This is a genomic window from Rhizobium sp. NPDC092011, from assembly GCF_044756305.1.
Lineage (GTDB): Bacteria > Pseudomonadota > Alphaproteobacteria > Rhizobiales > Rhizobiaceae > Rhizobium.
Map to the genome: position 1 here is coordinate 1,039,443 of NZ_JBIVSO010000002.1, position 17,745 is coordinate 1,057,187.

Here is a 17,745-nt window from a genome sequence, read left to right on the forward strand (position 1 = left end):
TCGTGGACAAGATCGTGCCGGCAACGGCCTATGACGTCGAAGCCATTCGCCGGGATTTTCCGATCCTGGCGAAGACGGTGCATGGCAAGCCGCTGGTCTACCTCGACAATGGGGCATCTGCACAGAAGCCGCAGGTCGTCATCGATGCCATCTCGCATGCCTATTCGAATGAATATGCCAATGTGCATCGCGGACTGCATTTCCTGTCCAACGCCGCTACGGAAGCGTATGAGGCGGCGCGTGAAAAGGTGCGCCGCTTCCTGAATGCTCCATCGGTGGACGATATCGTCTTCACCAAGAACTCGACAGAGGCGATCAACACGGTTGCCTATGGCTGGGGCATGCCTGAGATCGGCGAGGGCGACGAGATTGTCGTCTCCATCATGGAGCATCACTCCAATATCGTTCCCTGGCATTTTATCCGGGAACGACAGGGTGCGAAGCTCGTCTGGATGCCCGTTGACGACGAGGGCGCGTTCCATATCGAGGATTTCGAGAAGAGCCTCACGGAGCGTACCAAGCTCGTCGCCATTACCCATATGTCGAACGCGCTCGGAACAGTCGTTCCGGTCAAGGAAGTTTGCCGCATCGCGCATGAGCGCGGCATTCCGGTTTTGATCGACGGTTCGCAAGGGGCGGTGCATATGCCCGTCGACGTGCAGGACATCGATTGCGACTGGTACGTCATGACCGGTCACAAGCTTTATGGCCCCTCGGGCATCGGCGTGCTCTACGGCAAGAAAGAACGGCTGGCCGAGATGCGGCCGTTCCAGGGCGGTGGCGAGATGATCTTCGACGTCACCGAGGAAAACGTCATCTATAACGAGCCGCCGCATCGTTTCGAAGCGGGAACACCGCCGATCGTGCAGGCGATCGGCCTTGGTTATGCGCTTGATTATATGGACAGTATCGGTCGCGAGGCGATTGCTCGCCATGAGGCCGATCTGGCGGCTTACGCGGCCGAGCGGTTGCGGGATATCAATTCGCTGCGCGTGATCGGTACGGCGCCCGGCAAGGGCGGCATTTTTTCCTTCGAACTCGCGGGTATCCATTCCCATGATGTCTCGATGGTGATCGACCGGCAGGGCGTCGCGGTTCGCGCCGGAACGCATTGTGCGCAACCGCTCTTGAAACGCTTCGGCGTCACCTCCACATGCCGTGCATCGTTCGGCATGTACAATACGCGCGCCGAGGTGGATGCCTTGGCAGATGCACTGGAATATGCACGGAAATTCTTTGCCTGAGGAGGCAAGCGATGTCACTCGACGAAAGCGAACAGAAGATCGATGCGCGCGAAGGGATCGTGCATTCCAGCATTCCCGAAGATGAGCTGGCACGCCTGAGCGACGACGTCATCTCGGCGCTGAAAACGGTCTACGATCCGGAAATTCCGGCCGACATCTTCGAGCTCGGTCTGGTCTACAAGATCGACATCGAAGACGACCGCATGGTGAAGATCGTCATGACGCTGACCGCGCCCGGTTGCCCGGTTGCCGGTGAAATGCCGGGTTGGGTCGAAAACGCCGTCGGCGCCGTCGAAGGCGTATCCGGCGTCGACGTCAGCATGACCTTTGATCCGCCATGGACGCCGGATCGCATGTCCGAAGAAGCGCAGGTTGCGGTCGGCTGGTATTGAAGGTTTAAGCCGCCGGCTTTACATTGAGACTCGAAGCGCCGGATCTTGACCCCGGTTGCGGAAGGAGAATGAGCCCATGGGCTTTGCAGTCATGAGCATGACCGATGCGGCGGCAGCCCGCGTCAAGGCAATTGTCGAAAGTTCAGGTCCCGATGCCAAGGGCGTTCGCGTCGGCATCAAGAAGGGCGGCTGCGCCGGGATGGAATATACCATCAACCTGGTGACCGAGCCGAACCAGAAGGACGATCTGATCGAGCATGACGGCGCCCGGGTATGGGTCGAGCCATCAGCCGTGCTTTATCTGCTCGGTACCCAAATGGGCTTCGAAACCACGACGCTGCGTTCGGGCTTTACCTTCACCAATCCGAACCAGACCTCAGCTTGCGGCTGTGGCGAGTCCGTCGAATTGAAGCCCGCAGATCTTGCCGCCCTTGCTGCTCAGCGTCAGGCTGCTCAGCCCGCCTAAAGCGGATGCTACCGTATTTCGCCGCGATGCGTTTCGTGCTTTGATCGAAGCACGCCTCGGTTTTCTTCGCCGCCTCCTTGGCTAACCGGCATTGCCGGGCAATCTGGAAGGCGTCGTGGGACGGGGAAGTTCATGGCGGCATCGGCATGGGTTTACACATTGATCCCGGCAACCGCCGCGATTGCGGGCGCCGCAGTCGCAGTGAATACGCGGCCGGGCCCCAATCTTGTCAGTGCCATCCAGCATTTTGCTGCCGGCGTCGTGTTTGCGGCTGCCGCTGGCGAGATTCTGCCCGATATCATGCATCGGGGATCTCCCTTGGCAACTGTGATCGGTGGCGCGATCGGCGTTGGCGTCATGCTCCTCGTCAAACAGCTGGAAAATTGGGCCAAAGGGCCGGTCGGGCTACTTGCGGCCATCGGTATTGACATCCTGATTGACGGCCTCGTGCTCGGCATCGGCTTTGCAGCCGGGCCGAAAGTTGGCTTGCTGTTGACGATCGCCCTGACGCTCGAAGTGCTTTTCCTCGGCCTAACGGTGGCAAACGAGCTTGGCGAAAGCGTCCGTTCACGCGCGAAGATTGTTGCGATTACAGCGGCGCTCGCGCTTTTGTTGCCGCTCGGCGCTTTGCTCGGGGCGCCAGTAGCGCTGCTCCCTGACCCGATTTTGACCGGATTCTTTGCCTTCGGGCTGATTGCTCTTCTCTATCTCGTCACCGAAGAGCTGCTGGTCGAAGCCCATGAAACACCCGATCGTCCCTGGGTGACGGCGATGTTCTTTGCGGGCTTTTTGCTACTTCTCCTGCTCGAAGAACTGATGGGTTGACCTTATGGACAGATTGGCGGTGCTCATTGCGCTGCTGACACCGGCGTCAGCTTGAGGCCGAGTGCCCTGACGACCTTCAGGATGGTGGCGAATTCCGGATTTCCGTCGCCGCTCAGCGCGCGATAGAGCGCCGAACGGTTCATGCCGACATCCTTGGCGAGCTTGCTCATGTTGCGGGTGCGCGCCACTTCGCCCAATGCCTTGGCGATCGAGGACGGATCATCCGTTTCAAAGGCGGCTGCGATGTAGCTGTCGGGATTGTCCACGTCGAAGGAATTTTCCTCGTTCATAGTTATATGCCTTTCCGTATGAGCCAGTCACGGACGATCTTGGGCTCGTCCGGATGGAGGTCATGGCCGATGGGTAGTCGACGGGCGCTGACGTCAGCACCGGCCTTTGTGAGTTGTCGGCTGATGAGATCCGCGTCGCCGGGTTCGCGGCGTTGGTCGCGTTCGCCCGAGATGATCAGGATCGGCAGACCCGGCAGTGACGGCAAATCTGCATCAGGGGCCGGCGAAAGAGGTCGCAGCAGAATCGCGGCCGAGACGATCCGGGGCATGTGCCGAAGGAGCGAGGCGGCCATGATGGCTCCGTTGGAGAAGCCGAGCAAAACAGGCGGTCGCGCAAGCAGCGTTCGCTCCATCGCTCTCTCGATGAAATGACAGAGGTGCTCCGTCTGTCTGTCGAGATCCGCGTGATCCAGGCCGCGATCGGGATTGCGGCGAAAGAAGGCGAAGCCACCCTCCCATTCGATCCCGCCGCGCAGCGCCATGTAAGGGCTTTGCGGTGCGACCGCATCCGCAAACGGGATAAGCGAGGTTTCATTCATACCGCTGCCATGCAGTAAGAGCAGCGGGGGCAACGAGTGCTCCGTTCGCCCGAGGGCGAAATGAAATTCCGGTTGTTCCGGCATAAATCTGAATTCCAGGCCCCGTTGCCGCGTCATGAAAAACGCCGCGCATCCAAAGGACGCGCGGCGTTTTCTTAGACAAGTTTCGCAATAGATTTATGTCGATTGCAGGCGAAGCGACTGAACCGCTTCGCTTTTTCGCAAAAATACTATTCGGCGGCCTCGGCGTAGGACTCGACCGGCGGGCAGGAGCAAATCAGGTTCCTGTCGCCATAGACGTTGTCGACGCGGTTAACCGGCGACCAGTACTTGTCCACGCGGAAAGCGCCGGGCGGATAGCAGGCCTGTTCGCGGGAATAGGGACGATCCCATTCGCCGACGAGGTCTTCCACCGTATGCGGTGCGTTCTTCAGCGGATTGTTGTCCTTGTCCATGCGACCTTCTTCTATGTCGCGGGCTTCCTGGCGGATCGCCAACATCGCCTCGCAGAAGCGATCGATCTCGGCCTTCGTTTCCGACTCGGTCGGCTCGATCATCAACGTGCCGGCAACCGGCCAGCTCATGGTCGGTGCGTGGAAGCCGCAATCGATGAGGCGCTTGGCGACATCGTCGACCGTGACGCCGGCGCTTGCGACCAGCGGGCGGGTATCGATGATGCATTCATGCGCGACGCGTCCGGCCTTGGACTTGTAGAGCACGTCGTAGGCGCCTTTGAGGCGGGCAGCGATATAGTTGGCGTTGAGAATTGCCACCTTCGTTGCCTGCGTCAGGCCTTCGCCACCCATCATCAGGCAATAGCTCCAGGAGATCGGCAGGATAGAGGCCGAGCCGAAGGCTGCCGCGGAAACCGCGCCGCTGCGACCGTCCGTTTCCGGATGGCCGGGCAGGTGAGGTGCCAGATGGGCCTTGACGCCGATAGGACCCATGCCGGGGCCGCCGCCGCCATGCGGGATGCAGAAGGTCTTGTGCAGGTTCAGGTGGCTGACGTCGGAGCCGATGTCACCCGGACGGGAGAGGCCGACCATGGCGTTCATGTTGGCGCCGTCGAGATAGACCTGACCGCCATGCTTGTGCACGAGATCGCAGATCTCCTTCACCGTCTCTTCGAAAACGCCATGCGTCGAAGGGTAGGTGATCATGCAGCAGGAGAGGTTGGCGGCATATTGCTCGGCCTTGGCACGGAAATCGTCCATGTCGACGTCGCCGTTGTCGCTGGCCTTGACGACGACCACCTTCATGCCCGCCATCTGCGCCGAGGCCGGATTGGTGCCATGCGCGGAGGTCGGGATGAGGCAGATGTCGCGGTGACCCTGGCCATTGGCAATATGGAAGTTGCGAATGGTCAGCAGGCCGGCATATTCACCCTGCGCGCCGGAGTTCGGCTGCATGGAGAAGGCATCGTAACCGGTCACGGCGCAGAGCTTGTCCGTGAGATCGTCGAGCATTTCGCGGTAGCCCAGCGCCTGGTCGGCCGGCACGAAGGGATGGATGTCGGAGAATTCCGGCCAGGTGATCGGCAGCATTTCCGCCGTGGCGTTCAGCTTCATGGTGCAGGAGCCGAGCGGGATCATCGAACGGTCGAGCGCCAGGTCGCGGTCCGAGAGACGACGGATGTAACGCGTCATCTCGCTTTCAGCGCGGTTCATGTGGAAGATCGGATGCGTCAGATACTCGCTGGCGCGCAGCAGATCCTTCGGCAGGCGATAGGAAGGCTCGAAGTCTGCGATACGGAAATCGCCGCCGAATGCGCGCCATACCGCTTCCAGCGTCGCCGGGCGGGTGCGCTCGTCGAGGCTGATGCCGATCTTCGTTTCGCCGACCTTGCGAAGGTTCACACCTTCTGCAACTGCCGCGCGGAGAATGAGGCCCTGCATGTGGCCGACTTCGACCGTGATCGTGTCGAAGAAAGTCTCCGGCTCGACGGTGTAGCCGAGCTTTTCCAGACCTTTGGCCGTCAGGACAGCCTTCTGGTGGACCTGCTGGGCGATGGCCTTCAGGCCCTGCGGACCGTGGAAGACCGCATACATGGAGGCCATGACGGCGAGCAGCACCTGGGCGGTGCAAATGTTCGACGTCGCCTTCTCGCGGCGGATGTGCTGTTCGCGGGTCTGCAGCGACAGGCGATAGGCACGATTGCCGCGGGCATCGACCGAAACGCCGACGAGACGGCCGGGCATGGAGCGCTTGATCGCATCCTTGACGGCCATGTAGGCTGCATGCGGACCACCATACCCAACCGGAACGCCGAAACGCTGCGACGAGCCGATGGCGATATCCGCACCCATTTCGCCTGGAGATTTCAGCAGCGTCAGGGCCAGGAGATCGGCTGCCATGATGGCGATCGCACCGGTCTGGTGCAGACGCGCGATCAGGCCGCTGAAGTCGTTGAGATGACCATGCGTGCCCGGATACTGGAAGATCGCGCCGAAGACATCGACAGGATCCAAATCCGTGAAGGGATTGCCGACGATTACGCTCCAGCCGAGCGGCTCGGCGCGGGTCTGGATGAGCGCGATGGTCTGCGGGTGGCAGGCGGCATCGACGAAGAAAGCTTTCGCCTTGGACTTGGCGACGCGTTCCGCCATCGCCATGCCTTCGGCTGCGGCGGTCGCTTCATCGAGAAGCGAGGCGTTGGCGACATCGAGGCCGGTGAGGTCGCTGATCATCGTCTGGTAGTTCAGCAGCGCCTCAAGGCGGCCCTGGCTGATTTCGGGCTGGTAGGGCGTATAGGCCGTGTACCAGGCCGGGTTTTCCAGAATGTTGCGCTGGATGACCGGCGGCGTGATCGTGCCGTAGTAGCCCTGACCGATGAGTGAGACGAGGACCTTGTTCTTGTTGGCGGTCTCGCGCAGCCTGTCGAGCGCCTCGCGCTCCGTCATCGGCGCACCCCAGGAGAGCGGCGTCTTCTGGCGGATGGCCGGTGGCAGCGTCGCGTCGATCAGGCCGTCCAGGCTGTTATAGCCGATGACCTTCAGCATCTCGGTCATCTCCGACGGAGACGGACCAATATGACGACGATTGGCAAAATCGTACGGCTGGTAGTCGGTGAATGTGAATTCCGTAGGCGTCGTCATTATCCGATCAACTCCTTGTAACCGGATTCATCAAGAAGACCATCAAGATCGCTGACATTCTTCAGCTTGAGCTTGAAGAACCAGCCTGCACCCATCGGGTCGGTATTGACGAGTGCCGGATCGGCCGTGATGGCTTCGTTGACTTCGGTGATCTCTCCGTCGAGCGGACAATAGACTTCCGAGGCTGCCTTGACGGATTCGACGGTTGCAGCGTCGCCGCCCTTGGAGAAGCTGGCGCCGACTTCAGGCAATTCCACGAAAACGAGATCGCCGAGCTGTTCGGCGGCATGCGCCGTGATGCCGACGGTTGCGACGTCGCCTTCAACCTTCAGCCACTCGTGTTCTTCGGTGAATTTCAGCATGGGTAATCCTCTCTGGAAAAGACGTTCAACGTTTGTAGGTAGGCTTGATGAAAGGCAGGGCGCTGACGCTGAGCGGCAGATACTTGCCCCGCACTTCGGCAAAAACGACAGTGCCGGGCGCGGTGAGTTCGGTTGGCACATAGCCCATGGCAACCGGAGACTCGACGCTCGGGCCGAAGCCGCCGGAGGTGACTTCGCCGATCTCGGACTTGCCCTCAGCATCGGCATAGAGCTTGGCGTGGCTGCGCACCGGCGCCTTGCCTTCGGGCTTCAGGCCAACGCGGCGACGCGAGGTGCCGCCATCGAGCTCGCCGAGGATGCGGGCTGCACCGGGGAAGCCGCCTGCGCGGGCGCCGCCAGTCTTGCGCGCCTTCTGGATCGCCCATTCCAGCGCGCCTTCGATCGGGGACGTCGTCTGGTCGATATCGTTGCCATAGAGGCAGAGGCCGGCTTCGAGGCGGAGAGAGTCACGCGCGCCCAGGCCAATCGGCTGCACGTCCGGATGTTCCAGCAAGCGCTTGGCGATATCCTCGGCCTTGTCTGCGGGGACGGAGATTTCGAAACCGTCTTCACCGCTATAGCCGGAGCGCGATACCAGGCAGGAGACGTCATGGAGGCGACAATGGCGCACATCCATGAATTTCATGTAGGCGATGTCGGCCCAGAGCTCGGCAAGGACGTCGACGGCGCGGGGTCCCTGCAGCGCAATGAGGGCGCGATCGAGCAAAGTAATCTCGCAGCTCTCGCCGATATGATCTTGAAGATGCTTGAGATCCTGCTCTTTGCAGGCGGCGTTCACGACGACGAAAAGATAGTCGTCCATATGGGTGATCATCAAATCGTCGAGGATGCCGCCCTTGTCGTCGGTGAAGAAGCCGTAGCGCTGGCGGTCCTCGGCGAGGCCGACAATATCGACCGGCACGAGGCTTTCCAGCGCAAGCGCCGCATCCTCGTAATTGCCCGAGCGAGCGCGGATCGTCACTTGGCCCATGTGGGAGACGTCGAACAGGCCAGCGGAAGAGCGGGTCCAGAGATGCTCCTTCATCACGCCTGCGGGATACTGCACGGGCATGTCGTAACCGGCAAACGGCACCATGCGGGCGCCGAGCGATACATGCAGGTCGTGAAGCGGGGTTTTCTTGAGGGCAGCGGTCTCGTCCAAATGACGCCTCCGGGTTTTGCGCTCGTCTCAAAGCGCAGAGCTCACAATTTCGGCGCGGTTGCGCCTGACGATGAGCCCCCTCTGTCTGTTGTGCCTGAGATTGTTATCCCTTCGGCGAGCGCTTTCGCGCTTCTCTCCAGAGTTCCGTCTGCCCCTTGTTGGTCCTTTGGCCTGAGAGTTTCCGGGGCGGTTGCTCCTTCGGCACCGGCTTGCGCCGGATTCTCCCAACAAGGTCGAGAGCCATTATCCGGTCCCGGCCGGAGATGGCAAGGGGCAAGTGTCGCCGTCGAACAAATTTTTGTCGCGCCGATCAATCCTGCGTTTCGCAATGATTACGGGCCTTTGCAACTGTCATGGGAGAGGCTATCCCTTCTGCTCGATTGAGGACCGGGGCAGGAGACGAAGATGAACCGCAACCACGCCGCTGCAATATTGATTTCGATATCGGCATTTTCGCTGAGCACAGGCGCTCTGATGGCACAGGACAGCGGCGCGATGAAGTCGATGCCTGGGATGCACATGGACGCCGGTGCAGCACCCGCCGGCTCGGCAGATGCCAAACTTGGCGATCTCGACATCAGCGGCGGTTACGTCCGTGCCATGCTTCCGGGCCAGCCGGTCGGCGGTGGCTACATTACGATCCACAACACCGGCAAGACCGAGGACAAGTTGACCTCCGTGACCTCGACGGCCGCCGGCAAGGTGGAGCTGCACGAGATGAAGATGGAAGGCGAGATCATGAAGATGCGCGAAATCAAGGGTGGCATCGCCATTCCCGCCGGCGCAACCGTGACGCTCGCGCCCAATACCATGCATATGATGTTCAAGCAGGTGAAAACACCCTTCAAGAAGGGCGGCACCGTGCCTGTCATGCTGATGTTTGAGAAGGCGGGAATGGTCGATATCAACTTGCCTGTCGTATCCGCCAAAGGAAACTGAGCCAGAAAAATATCCGGCCCCGGCAATTCCAGTTTCCACTTTTCCTCGAAATGCTCTAAAGCCACGTCAAAAGGCCGGTATTCGCCGGCCGTGGGGCTGTTTGTCCCGTTGTTTGAATTGGCATGATCCCGTCCAACGAGCGTTTGGCATTCATCGGAACATGCTGCGACGTTTGAAAGAAGAAGAATGGCCGGGATTGAACATATACAGGTCGAGCATGACGAAGCCGGCATGCGCCTCGACCGCTGGTTCAAGGTGCATTATCCGGGACTGGGCTTCGGTCAGCTGCAGAAGCTGATGCGCTCCGGCCAAGTTCGCGTCGATGGCGGCCGCGTCAAGACAGATGCCCGCGTGCAGCCGGGACAGATCGTCCGCATACCGCCGCTCGATGTCGATGCAAAGGATGCCAAGAGCGGACCCATTGCTGGAAAAGACTTGAAGCACGCCGGCGATGCCGAGCTTCTGGCGCGCATGCTGCTGCATGAGGACGACAAGGTCTTTGTGCTGAACAAGCCTGCCGGCCTCGCAGTTCAGGGTGGATCCGGCCTCAATCGTCATATCGACCAGATGCTGGAGGCATGGACCAGCAAGAAGGGCGAGAAGCCGCGCCTGGTGCATCGTCTAGACCGGGACACCTCAGGTGTTCTCGTTATCGCCCGTACCCGGGGTGCTGCGCAGAAACTGACGGCTGCCTTTCGCGAACGCGATACCAAGAAGACCTATTGGTCGCTGGTCAAAGGCGTGCCTCGCAAGCATGAAGACAAGATCTCCACCTGGCTTGTGAAAGAGGCGACGCCCGATGGCGACCGGATGCGCGTCGCCAAGCACGGCGAGGAGGGCGCAGATCACGCCATTTCCTATTACCGTGTGCTCGAGACCGCAGCCCAGAGCCTCGCCTGGCTGGAAATGGAACCCTATACGGGCCGTACGCACCAGCTGCGCGTCCATGCTCTGCACATGGGGCACCCGATTATCGGCGACCCCAAATATTTCGACGACGATCACAACTGGGATTTCCCCGGCGGTGTGCAGAAGCGCCTGCATTTGCATGCCCGCAAGATCGATATCCCGCATCCGAGCGGCGGACGCCTGCGCGTCACCGCGCCTCTGCCGCCGCATATGGTGCAGACATGGAATCTCCTCGGTTTTGACGAGGCATCGGCAGGGGAGCCGGACGACGAATGAAACTGGTCCTTTTCGATTGCGACGGCACGCTGGTCGATAGCGTCCGCCTGATCCATGAGGTGATGGCACGGACTTTCGTCGACTTCGGCTACAAGCGTCCGGACATTTCGGCAACGAAGTCCATCATCGGCCTCTCGCTCGAGATTGCTATCGCCCGCATGCAAGGCAAGCCGCATGTCGATGACGAAGCGATTGCCATGTCAGCGCATTACAAGTCCATCTCCCCCGGCGTACGCGACGAGGGAGATATGCAGACACCGCTCTTTGACGGTATCAAGCCGCTGATCGAGACGCTTGCTGCTCGTGACGAGCTTCTGCTGGGTGCCGTGACCGGCAAATCCCGCCGCGGTCTGATCCATATTCTTGAAGTCAACGGTTTTACGCCCTACTTCGTGGTTTCCCGCACTGCCGACGATTGCCCGTCGAAGCCGCACCCGGCCATGGTAACGGAGTGCTGCGACGAAACCGGCATGGATCCGCACGATACCATCGTCATCGGCGACGCGATCTATGACATGCAGATGGCGAAGGCAGCGGGCGCAACTGCGATCGGCGTTTCCTGGGGCTATGCGTCCGTGGAAGAGCTTCTGGCCGCAGGCGCCGATGCGATTGCGCACCATCCGAACGATTTGTTGAGCCATATTCTCTGAGGTGACGCCATGCGCGACCTGTTGAACGATCTTTCCGAAGGTCTGAGCCATCCCGACCCGATCCGCCGCGCGCAGATCCAGATGAAGAAGCCGCTGCCGAAGCGCTTCTACAAGGATGTGACGATCAGCAGCAGCGCTGATGGGCACGCAATCGCCCTCGACGGCAAGGTGGTGAAGACGCCGGCGCGTCATGCCCTCTCTTTGCCGACGGAAGCGCTTGCCAGGTTGGTAGCCGCCGAATGGGCGGCACAGACCGGGGTCATCGACCCCGCCACCATGCCCGTTACGCGTTTGGTCAACACTGCCATCGATGGGGTGACGGTCGAGAGTGGCGCCGTCTTTGACGAAATCGTGCGCTTTTCTGGCACTGATCTGCTTTGCTATCGCGCGGATCAGCCGGCGCGTCTTGTCGAGCGGCAATCGGAGCGCTGGAACCCGCTGATCGAATGGGCGGCACGGGAGATTGGCGCGCGCTTCATTCTTGCCGAAGGCGTGATGCATCAGGAGCAGCCGCAGGAGGCAATCGCCGCCTTCGCGGCGGCGCTGCGCAAATATGATACGCCGATGGAGCTTGCCAGCCTGAATACGATCACGACCTTGACCGGCTCGGCCATTCTGACACTCGCCTTTGCTGCGGGCCGGCTGCCGCTTGCCGACGTCTGGTCGCTCGCCCATCTCGATGAAGACTGGACGATCGAACACTGGGGCAGCGATGAAGAGGCAGAGCAGCGCCGTGCTGAGCGTTTCAAGGAATTTCAGGCGGCAACCGACGTTTTTTCTGCTCTTCACAGTTGAATATTGTTGATTTCCAGTCCTTTATAGCGGCCTTCGTATCTTGCAGGTTCGAAAGTCGGGGCAGGTGTCATGTTGTGGTTGAGGTCGGGTGCCATATCGGCACTCGTGGGATGTTTGGTACTGACGGCGTGCTCGACCTGGTCCGCCGATCCTCCCCCTCCGACCTATGACGTCCGTAGCGCGAGCATCGTGGCCGATAAGGTGATACCGCCGGTTTCGCCGGCGCTGATCGATGCCGTTGGCGATCGCGTAAACGCCGCTATTGCCATAACGCCGCATAACACCACCTTGCCGCCTGTTGTCCTGACCGTTCGCCTGACTGAGGTCAGCAAGGGGCGCGGCTTCAACAAGGATCGCAATACCGCCAAGGTCAATATCGACGCGGCGTCGCCCGATGGCGGCGCGGTCATTGCCATGGCGTCGTTCGACATTGCAACAATCGCGCCCGATCTGAGCACGGCCGATGAGCTTATGGCGGAAGACATTGCCGCCCGCATCCGCGCCATCTTTTCGCTGAACACGCCGCGGCTGGCGGAATGAGCCCATAGCTTCAAAGATGGTTCGCGCCGTGCTACAGCATCGGCCCGAAAATCTGATAGGATTTTTGGAAAGCCTGATGCGTAGACTCAAAGAGTTAGAGCGACCTTTGTGCTTCCGGAAGGAAGCACGGCGCTCCATGCCCGAGCAGCGAAGGAGAGAGGCCGCATGAAGGAAATCCTGTTGGAACTGGAGCGTCGTCGTGAGGTCGCAAGGCTTGGCGGCGGGAAGGCGCGTATCGATGCGCAACATGCGCGCGGCAAGCTGACTGCCCGCGAGCGCATCGACATCTTTCTCGACGAAGGTTCCTTCGAGGAGTTCGACATGTTCGTCGAGCATCGCTCGACCGATTTCAGCATGGAAAAGAGCAAGATCGCCGGCGACGGCGTCGTGACCGGCTGGGGCACGGTCAACGGACGTACCGTTTTCATTTTCGCAAAGGATTTCACAGTCTTCGGCGGGTCTCTTTCAGAAGCACATGCGGAAAAGATCACCAAGGTTCAGGATATGGCGCTGAAGAACCGGGCGCCGATCATCGGAATCTACGACGCCGGTGGGGCGCGCATTCAAGAGGGCGTGGCCGCCTTGGGCGGTTACGCGGAAGTGTTTCAGCGCAATGTGCTCGCCTCCGGCGTCATTCCGCAGATCTCCGTCATCATGGGGCCCTGTGCCGGCGGCGACGTTTATTCGCCTGCCATGACCGACTTCATCTTCATGGTGCGCGACACGTCGTACATGTTCGTCACCGGGCCTGATGTCGTGAAGACCGTGACCAACGAAACCGTTACCTCCGAGCAGCTTGGCGGCGCTTCCGTACACACGACGAAATCCTCGATCGCTGATGCCGCTTACGACAACGATGTCGATACGCTCTTGCAGGTGCGCCGGCTCATCGATTTCCTGCCGCAATCAAATACGGCGGCGCTCCCCGAAATCGAATGCTATCAATCCGTTACCGATCCTGATACCTCGCTCGACACGCTGATCCCGGCTAACGCCAATAAGCCCTACGACATCAAGGAACTGATCCTGAAGGTGACGGACGAGGGCGATTTCTTTGAAATCCAGGAGAGCTTCGCCAAGAACATCGTCTGCGGCTTCGGCCGCATAGAAGGTGCGACGGTCGGCGTTGTTGCCAATCAACCGATGGTGCTGGCCGGTGTGCTCGACAGCGATGCTTCGCGGAAGGCCGCGCGCTTCGTGCGCTTCTGCGATTGCTTCAATATCCCGATCGTTACCTTCGTCGACGTGCCCGGCTTCCTCCCGGGGACGGCGCAGGAATATGGCGGCTTGATCAAGCACGGTGCCAAGCTGCTTTTTGCCTATGCCGAAGCGACCGTGCCGAAACTGACCGTCATCACCCGGAAGGCCTTCGGCGGCGCCTATGACGTGATGGCGTCGAAACATTTGCGCGGCGATCTGAATTATGCCTGGCCGACCGCGCAGATTGCCGTCATGGGTGCGAAGGGGGCGGTCGAGATCATCTTCCGCAAGGACATTGCCGATCCGGAAAAGATCGCCGCCCATACGAAGATGTATGAAGATCGGTTCCTGTCGCCCTTCGTTGCGGCGGAACGCGGCTATATCGACGAGGTCATCATGCCGCGTTCAACCCGCCGGCGCCTCGCGCAGGGGCTCAGAATGCTGAGAAACAAGGACCTGACCAATCCCTGGAAAAAGCACGACAACATTCCGCTTTAGATCTGTGACAACAAGTCACGGATTTCACACGGAAACTTGATTGGACGTCAGAATCCGTGTTTTCCCGTTCGAAGTACGGCGCTCTATTGCTTCGTGCAGGGGGATTCGAAACTGGAGTTCAAAAATGGCGCTTTCCGAACGGCTGAATCAGTATCAGCCCTATGCTCTCACCATCCTGCGTATCGTCGTCGGCCTATTGTTCATTGAACATGGCACGCAGAAGCTTTTCGGCTTTCCGGCTGGCGGTCACTTCGACGGCCCGTTGCCGACCCTGATGCTGGTTCAGGGGATTCTCGAAGCTTTCGGCGGGCTTGCAATCGCCCTTGGTCTGTTTACCCGTCCCATTGCCTTCATTCTTTGCGGCAACATGGCAGTCGCCTATTTCATGGCGCACATGCCGCAGAATTTCTTCCCGGTGAACAACCAGGGTGACGCAGCTATCCTTTATTGCTTCGTCTTCCTCTTCCTGTTTTTCGCCGGCCCTGGCCCCTTGGCGATCGATAAGAAATAAGACGCAGCTTTCTTTTCGCTGGGCTCAGCTCATTGCCGGGTCCGGCGAATAAATTCGTCTCTCGCGTGTTGACGTATTGTCAGCGAAACGAGAGCACTCTTGACAGGATCTCGTTCGCATTCCCCTTCGAACGGAGATCCTCATGTCATTTTTCGGACGCTTGTCGCCGTATCAAGCCGTAGCACTGGCGCTTTTGCGGATCATTGCAGCTTTGCTGTTCATCGAACACGGCACGCAGAAGCTTTTCGGCTTTCCGCCAGCACCTTATGCGATCACCACGCTGTTTTTCGTCGCTGGCATTATTGAGCTTGTCGGCGGCATTCTGATCCTGATCGGCCTCTTCACCCGTCCCGTCGCCTTTCTGCTCAGCGGCGAAATGGCGATTGCCTATTTCATGGTGCACATGCCGATCAATTTCTTCCCGGCCAACAATCAGGGAGATGGAGCAGTGCTGTTCTGCTTCATTTTCCTGTTTCTGGTGTTTGCAGGTCCGGGAGAATGGGCGCTGGACAATCGCCAACGCCTGTAGCGAGCCTCGTCAGGCGATGAACTTGAGGCCGGCAATGCCAGCGACGATCAGGCCGATGCATGCCAGGCGAACGAGGGTTGCGGGATCGCCGAGCAGCCAGATGCCCAGCAGTACCGTTCCAACCGTGCCGATGCCGGTCCAGACCGCGTAGGCCGTGCCCATCGGCAAGGTCTTTACCGCAAGGCCAAGCAGCGCGATGCTGATGATCATGGATATGACGGTAAAGATCGTCGGCGTCAGCCGCGTGAAGCCGTCGGTATATTTCAGGCCAACGGCCCAGCCAATTTCAAACAAGCCTGCGAGGAAAAGCAGAAACCAAGCCATTTTACGCTCCATTAGTAAGAGCGAGGCCGTCCCCGCGGATGTTACGGCCGATAGATACCGGCCGCCGCAGTCGTCTGCGTGACGTCCTATATGCCTGTGTCGACGTTTCCTTTCAAGGCCCGATATGCACGGCGGCTATGCCGTCATCACCTGGCCAGCCGTTCGGCGTGCCACTTCAGATGGTCGTCCATAAAGGTCGAGGTGAAATAGTAGGAATGGTCGTAGCGCTCATGCATCCGCAGCGTCAGACCGATGCCAGTGCCCTTGATCGCATCTTCGAACAGCCAGGGGCGCAAGCCATTTTCAAGGAAACTGTCGGCCTTGCCTTGATCGATCAGGAACTCCGGGAAACGCGCGCCGTCCTCGACGAGAGAGCAGGCATCGTATCGTCTCCATGCGTTCACATCGCTGCCGAGATATTTTTCGAAGGCGGGAGCCGACCAATCGGCCGTCGAAGGCTGAACGATGGGTGCGAAGGCCGAGCAGCTTTTGAAACGATCGGGATGCTTGAGTGCGATCGTCATGGCGCCGTGGCCTCCCATGGAGTGGCCGAAGATGCCTTGCCGGCTCATATCGGCCCGGAACTGCTTGGCGATGAGCGCGGGCAGTTCCTCGGTGATGTAGCTATACATCCGGTAGTGTTCGGCCCAAGGCATTTCCGTGGCGTCGAGATAGAAGCCGGCGCCTTTGCCCATCTGCCAGTTGGTCAGCTCGTCGGGCACGTCATTGCCGCGCGGGCTCGTGTCCGGGCAGACGATGATCAAGCCGAGCTCGGCGGCCATACGGCGATATTCGCCCTTCTCCATGACATTGGCGTGGGTGCAGGTGAGGCCGGAAAGATACCAGAGAACCGGCCTTGGCTCCTTGATCGCCTGGGGCGGCACGAAGACGGCAAAGGTCATTTCGCCCTTGCAGGCTTCGGACTGATGCGAAAAAACACCCTGCATGCCGCCGAAAGCGGTGTTTTGGGAAATGATGTTCAAAGCTGGTCTCCAGGCGTTTGATGGGTTTTCGCCCACCGGCAAAGCCGGTCAAAGGTTTCGAGGAAGGTGGAGCGGTCTCGCGGCGAGAAGGCGGCGTTGTACCCCTTGCTTTCGCCGGTTTCACGAAGATGCGCACCGAGATCGCGCATGGCCGTCACCATGCCGATATTGGTCTTGTCGAAGACGCGGCCGGTCGGTCCGGTCACCAGCGACCCGGCGCCAACGCAGCGCCCGGCGAGCGGCACGTCGGCTGTTACGACGACGTCGCCTGGACCAGCATGTTCGGCAATCCAGTTGTCGGCGGCGTCAAAAGCGTTGGAGACGATGACATTGTGGACCATCGGGTCTCGCGATGGTCTGAGCCCGGAATTAGCGACGAAAGTCACTTCGATGCCGTGGCGCTCAGCCACCTTCAAAATCTCCGGCTTGACTGGACAGGCATCTGCATCGACATAAATCATAGAAACTGCACTTTATCTGAGAGCGCTGCGCGCCGGAGTGAACGCGCAGTCGCGATTTATCGAAAACACGCTCGCTGAGCCAGATCTATTCCCTTAACGTGCCGGCCTTTTTCGCCACGAAGGTGGCGATGACGTCCATCAATGTCGGCGAGAGGCAATCGTAAGGCTCGAGGCGAAGTTCTTTCAGCCTGCTGCGGACGGCGGCCATCGCGGAGGGCGGCGTTCCCGACTCGATAATGGACGAAACGAAGGCCGCGAATGTCGGCTCCGGCCAACCGCTCTCCTGGAAGCGCTCCGGATGAATGAAATCAAGTCCCTTGAAGGCATGGTCACGTTCAACCGGCCCATACATATGGACGCCGCATGCCTTGCAGGCATGCCGAAGGATCAATGCGTTCGGATCGACAATCGCGAGCTTGTCGCCATTCTCCACGACCTTCACGTTTTCATGGGCAGTCACCGCTACGACCGAGAAGGCGGCGCCTTGCGGCTTCCAACACTTGGTACAACCGCAGGCATGGTTGTGTGCGATCCCGCCATTGATTGCGACTTTGACCGGGCGATCGGTGCAGGCGCAAACGAGCGTCCCACCGCTGAAATTCGCCTGTCCTGTCTTCACTCCGCCGTCGAGCGCCGGATGTATTGATACTTGACTTGGCATGTTCAGCTTCCTCCTCCTTGGTTGCCCACGGCCCCAAATCCGAAGGGATTTGCAAAAGGGCCGTGCGCCATTCAAAGTCGTGCAGCGTTACTCG

21 protein-coding genes and 1 riboswitch are annotated in these 17,745 nt (G+C 59.8%); of the genes, 12 read left to right on the forward strand and 9 right to left on the reverse strand.

Annotation, left to right across the window (positions count from 1 at the left end; all coding sequences use genetic code 11):
- Positions 1-2: 2 nt before the first annotated feature.
- The 4 genes from ACIQJ2_RS13370 (at position 3) to ACIQJ2_RS13385 (ending at position 2,927) form a co-directional block, all read left to right on the forward strand.
- Positions 3-1,244, forward strand: a complete 1,242-nt coding sequence (locus tag ACIQJ2_RS13370) for a cysteine desulfurase (protein ID WP_400669324.1) — start codon at positions 3-5, stop codon at positions 1,242-1,244.
- 11 nt (positions 1,245-1,255) lie between these two features.
- On the forward strand, positions 1,256-1,636 hold the full coding sequence (locus ACIQJ2_RS13375) for an SUF system Fe-S cluster assembly protein (RefSeq protein WP_199091285.1): 381 nt from the start codon (positions 1,256-1,258) through the stop codon (positions 1,634-1,636).
- Positions 1,637-1,712: 76 nt separating this feature from the next.
- A complete protein-coding gene (gene sufA, locus ACIQJ2_RS13380) occupies positions 1,713-2,102 on the forward strand; it encodes a Fe-S cluster assembly scaffold SufA (protein ID WP_199148823.1) in 390 nt (129 codons plus the stop codon).
- Positions 2,103-2,234: 132 nt separating this feature from the next.
- Positions 2,235-2,927: a ZIP family metal transporter gene (locus ACIQJ2_RS13385; protein ID WP_400669328.1), complete on the forward strand. Its 693-nt coding sequence runs from the start codon at positions 2,235-2,237 to the stop codon at positions 2,925-2,927.
- A 23-nt stretch (positions 2,928-2,950) separates the two neighbouring features.
- On the opposite strand, the gene ACIQJ2_RS13390 is transcribed toward ACIQJ2_RS13385, so the two are convergent.
- The 5 genes from ACIQJ2_RS13390 to gcvT all read right to left on the reverse strand — a co-directional run bounded on the left by ACIQJ2_RS13390 (position 2,951) and on the right by gcvT (position 8,375).
- Positions 2,951-3,217 carry an addiction module antidote protein gene (locus ACIQJ2_RS13390; protein ID WP_199148821.1) on the reverse strand — a complete coding sequence of 89 codons (267 nt, stop codon included), beginning with the start codon at positions 3,215-3,217 and terminating at the stop codon, positions 2,951-2,953.
- A gap of 2 nt (positions 3,218-3,219) precedes the next feature.
- Complete coding sequence (locus tag ACIQJ2_RS13395) at positions 3,220-3,789, reverse strand: alpha/beta hydrolase (RefSeq protein ID WP_400669330.1); 570 nt, start codon at positions 3,787-3,789, stop codon at positions 3,220-3,222.
- A gap of 197 nt (positions 3,790-3,986) precedes the next feature.
- Positions 3,987-6,851, reverse strand: a complete 2,865-nt coding sequence (gcvP, locus tag ACIQJ2_RS13400; RefSeq protein WP_400669332.1) for an aminomethyl-transferring glycine dehydrogenase — start codon at positions 6,849-6,851, stop codon at positions 3,987-3,989.
- Positions 6,851-7,213 carry a glycine cleavage system protein GcvH gene (gene gcvH, locus ACIQJ2_RS13405; RefSeq protein WP_199148819.1) on the reverse strand — a complete coding sequence of 121 codons (363 nt, stop codon included), beginning with the start codon at positions 7,211-7,213 and terminating at the stop codon, positions 6,851-6,853. The genes gcvP and gcvH overlap by 1 nt, the downstream gene beginning before the upstream one ends.
- A 25-nt stretch (positions 7,214-7,238) precedes the next feature.
- Positions 7,239-8,375 (reverse strand): glycine cleavage system aminomethyltransferase GcvT, encoded by a 1,137-nt coding sequence (gcvT, locus tag ACIQJ2_RS13410; RefSeq protein ID WP_400669335.1) that lies wholly within the window; start codon positions 8,373-8,375, stop codon positions 7,239-7,241.
- Positions 8,376-8,524: 149 nt separating this feature from the next.
- Positions 8,525-8,612: riboswitch (glycine riboswitch) on the reverse strand.
- A gap of 168 nt (positions 8,613-8,780) precedes the next feature.
- On the opposite strand from gcvT, the gene ACIQJ2_RS13415 reads away from it, so the two are divergent.
- From ACIQJ2_RS13415 to ACIQJ2_RS13450, 8 genes are all read left to right on the forward strand, one after another.
- Complete coding sequence (locus ACIQJ2_RS13415) at positions 8,781-9,314, forward strand: copper chaperone PCu(A)C (protein WP_400669338.1); 534 nt, start codon at positions 8,781-8,783, stop codon at positions 9,312-9,314.
- 186 nt (positions 9,315-9,500) lie between these two features.
- A complete protein-coding gene (locus tag ACIQJ2_RS13420) occupies positions 9,501-10,499 on the forward strand; it encodes an RluA family pseudouridine synthase (protein ID WP_199148816.1) in 999 nt (332 codons plus the stop codon).
- Entirely contained in the window at positions 10,496-11,149 is a 654-nt protein-coding gene (locus tag ACIQJ2_RS13425) for an HAD-IA family hydrolase (protein WP_400669340.1), read from the forward strand. The genes ACIQJ2_RS13420 and ACIQJ2_RS13425 overlap by 4 nt, the downstream gene beginning before the upstream one ends.
- Before the next feature lie 9 nt (positions 11,150-11,158).
- Positions 11,159-11,944, forward strand: a complete 786-nt coding sequence (locus ACIQJ2_RS13430; protein WP_400669343.1) for an ATP12 family chaperone protein — start codon at positions 11,159-11,161, stop codon at positions 11,942-11,944.
- Positions 11,945-12,013: 69 nt separating this feature from the next.
- The gene (locus tag ACIQJ2_RS13435) at positions 12,014-12,484 is read left to right on the forward strand and encodes a hypothetical protein (protein ID WP_199148813.1); all 471 of its coding nucleotides are present in this window, start codon (positions 12,014-12,016) and stop codon (positions 12,482-12,484) included.
- A gap of 165 nt (positions 12,485-12,649) precedes the next feature.
- Positions 12,650-14,182, forward strand: coding sequence for an acyl-CoA carboxylase subunit beta (locus ACIQJ2_RS13440; protein WP_400669346.1), 1,533 nt, complete (start codon positions 12,650-12,652; stop codon positions 14,180-14,182).
- 124 nt (positions 14,183-14,306) lie between these two features.
- Entirely contained in the window at positions 14,307-14,693 is a 387-nt protein-coding gene (locus tag ACIQJ2_RS13445) for a DoxX family protein (protein ID WP_400669348.1), read from the forward strand.
- Positions 14,694-14,835: 142 nt separating this feature from the next.
- Positions 14,836-15,222, forward strand: coding sequence for a DoxX family protein (locus ACIQJ2_RS13450; protein WP_400669351.1), 387 nt, complete (start codon positions 14,836-14,838; stop codon positions 15,220-15,222).
- Between the two features lie 9 nt (positions 15,223-15,231).
- On the opposite strand, the gene sugE is transcribed toward ACIQJ2_RS13450, so the two are convergent.
- From sugE to gfa, 4 genes are all read right to left on the reverse strand, one after another.
- Entirely contained in the window at positions 15,232-15,546 is a 315-nt protein-coding gene (gene sugE / locus ACIQJ2_RS13455) for a quaternary ammonium compound efflux SMR transporter SugE (RefSeq protein WP_199148809.1), read from the reverse strand.
- Between the two features lie 146 nt (positions 15,547-15,692).
- Positions 15,693-16,529 (reverse strand): S-formylglutathione hydrolase, encoded by an 837-nt coding sequence (gene fghA / locus ACIQJ2_RS13460; RefSeq protein WP_400669354.1) that lies wholly within the window; start codon positions 16,527-16,529, stop codon positions 15,693-15,695.
- Positions 16,526-16,990: a YaiI/YqxD family protein gene (locus ACIQJ2_RS13465; protein WP_400669357.1), complete on the reverse strand. Its 465-nt coding sequence runs from the start codon at positions 16,988-16,990 to the stop codon at positions 16,526-16,528. The genes fghA and ACIQJ2_RS13465 overlap by 4 nt, the downstream gene beginning before the upstream one ends.
- Positions 16,991-17,075: 85 nt before the next feature.
- Positions 17,076-17,651, reverse strand: a complete 576-nt coding sequence (gene gfa, locus ACIQJ2_RS13470; RefSeq protein WP_400669359.1) for an S-(hydroxymethyl)glutathione synthase — start codon at positions 17,649-17,651, stop codon at positions 17,076-17,078.
- Between the last annotated feature and the right edge of the window lie 94 nt (positions 17,652-17,745).

Excerpts from the sequence above, each read along its gene's own strand:
- gcvP (WP_400669332.1), bottom strand. The coding sequence starts at position 6,851 with ATGACGACGCCTACGGAATTCACATTCACCGACTACCAGCCGTACGAT.
- ACIQJ2_RS13425 (WP_400669340.1), top strand. The coding sequence starts at position 10,496 with ATGAAACTGGTCCTTTTCGATTGCGACGGCACGCTGGTCGATAGCGTC.
- ACIQJ2_RS13465 (WP_400669357.1), bottom strand. The coding sequence starts at position 16,990 with ATGATTTATGTCGATGCAGATGCCTGTCCAGTCAAGCCGGAGATTTTG.
- ACIQJ2_RS13430 (WP_400669343.1), top strand. The coding sequence starts at position 11,159 with ATGCGCGACCTGTTGAACGATCTTTCCGAAGGTCTGAGCCATCCCGAC.
- gcvH (WP_199148819.1), bottom strand. The coding sequence starts at position 7,213 with ATGCTGAAATTCACCGAAGAACACGAGTGGCTGAAGGTTGAAGGCGAC.
- ACIQJ2_RS13385 (WP_400669328.1), top strand. The coding sequence starts at position 2,235 with ATGGCGGCATCGGCATGGGTTTACACATTGATCCCGGCAACCGCCGCG.
- ACIQJ2_RS13375 (WP_199091285.1), top strand. The coding sequence starts at position 1,256 with ATGTCACTCGACGAAAGCGAACAGAAGATCGATGCGCGCGAAGGGATC.
- gfa (WP_400669359.1), bottom strand. The coding sequence starts at position 17,651 with ATGCCAAGTCAAGTATCAATACATCCGGCGCTCGACGGCGGAGTGAAG.
- ACIQJ2_RS13415 (WP_400669338.1), top strand. The coding sequence starts at position 8,781 with ATGAACCGCAACCACGCCGCTGCAATATTGATTTCGATATCGGCATTT.
- ACIQJ2_RS13420 (WP_199148816.1), top strand. The coding sequence starts at position 9,501 with ATGGCCGGGATTGAACATATACAGGTCGAGCATGACGAAGCCGGCATG.
- ACIQJ2_RS13450 (WP_400669351.1), top strand. The coding sequence starts at position 14,836 with ATGTCATTTTTCGGACGCTTGTCGCCGTATCAAGCCGTAGCACTGGCG.
- sugE (WP_199148809.1), bottom strand. The coding sequence starts at position 15,546 with ATGGCTTGGTTTCTGCTTTTCCTCGCAGGCTTGTTTGAAATTGGCTGG.
- ACIQJ2_RS13445 (WP_400669348.1), top strand. The coding sequence starts at position 14,307 with ATGGCGCTTTCCGAACGGCTGAATCAGTATCAGCCCTATGCTCTCACC.
- sufA (WP_199148823.1), top strand. The coding sequence starts at position 1,713 with ATGGGCTTTGCAGTCATGAGCATGACCGATGCGGCGGCAGCCCGCGTC.
- ACIQJ2_RS13435 (WP_199148813.1), top strand. The coding sequence starts at position 12,014 with ATGTTGTGGTTGAGGTCGGGTGCCATATCGGCACTCGTGGGATGTTTG.
- ACIQJ2_RS13390 (WP_199148821.1), bottom strand. The coding sequence starts at position 3,217 with ATGAACGAGGAAAATTCCTTCGACGTGGACAATCCCGACAGCTACATC.
- ACIQJ2_RS13440 (WP_400669346.1), top strand. The coding sequence starts at position 12,650 with ATGAAGGAAATCCTGTTGGAACTGGAGCGTCGTCGTGAGGTCGCAAGG.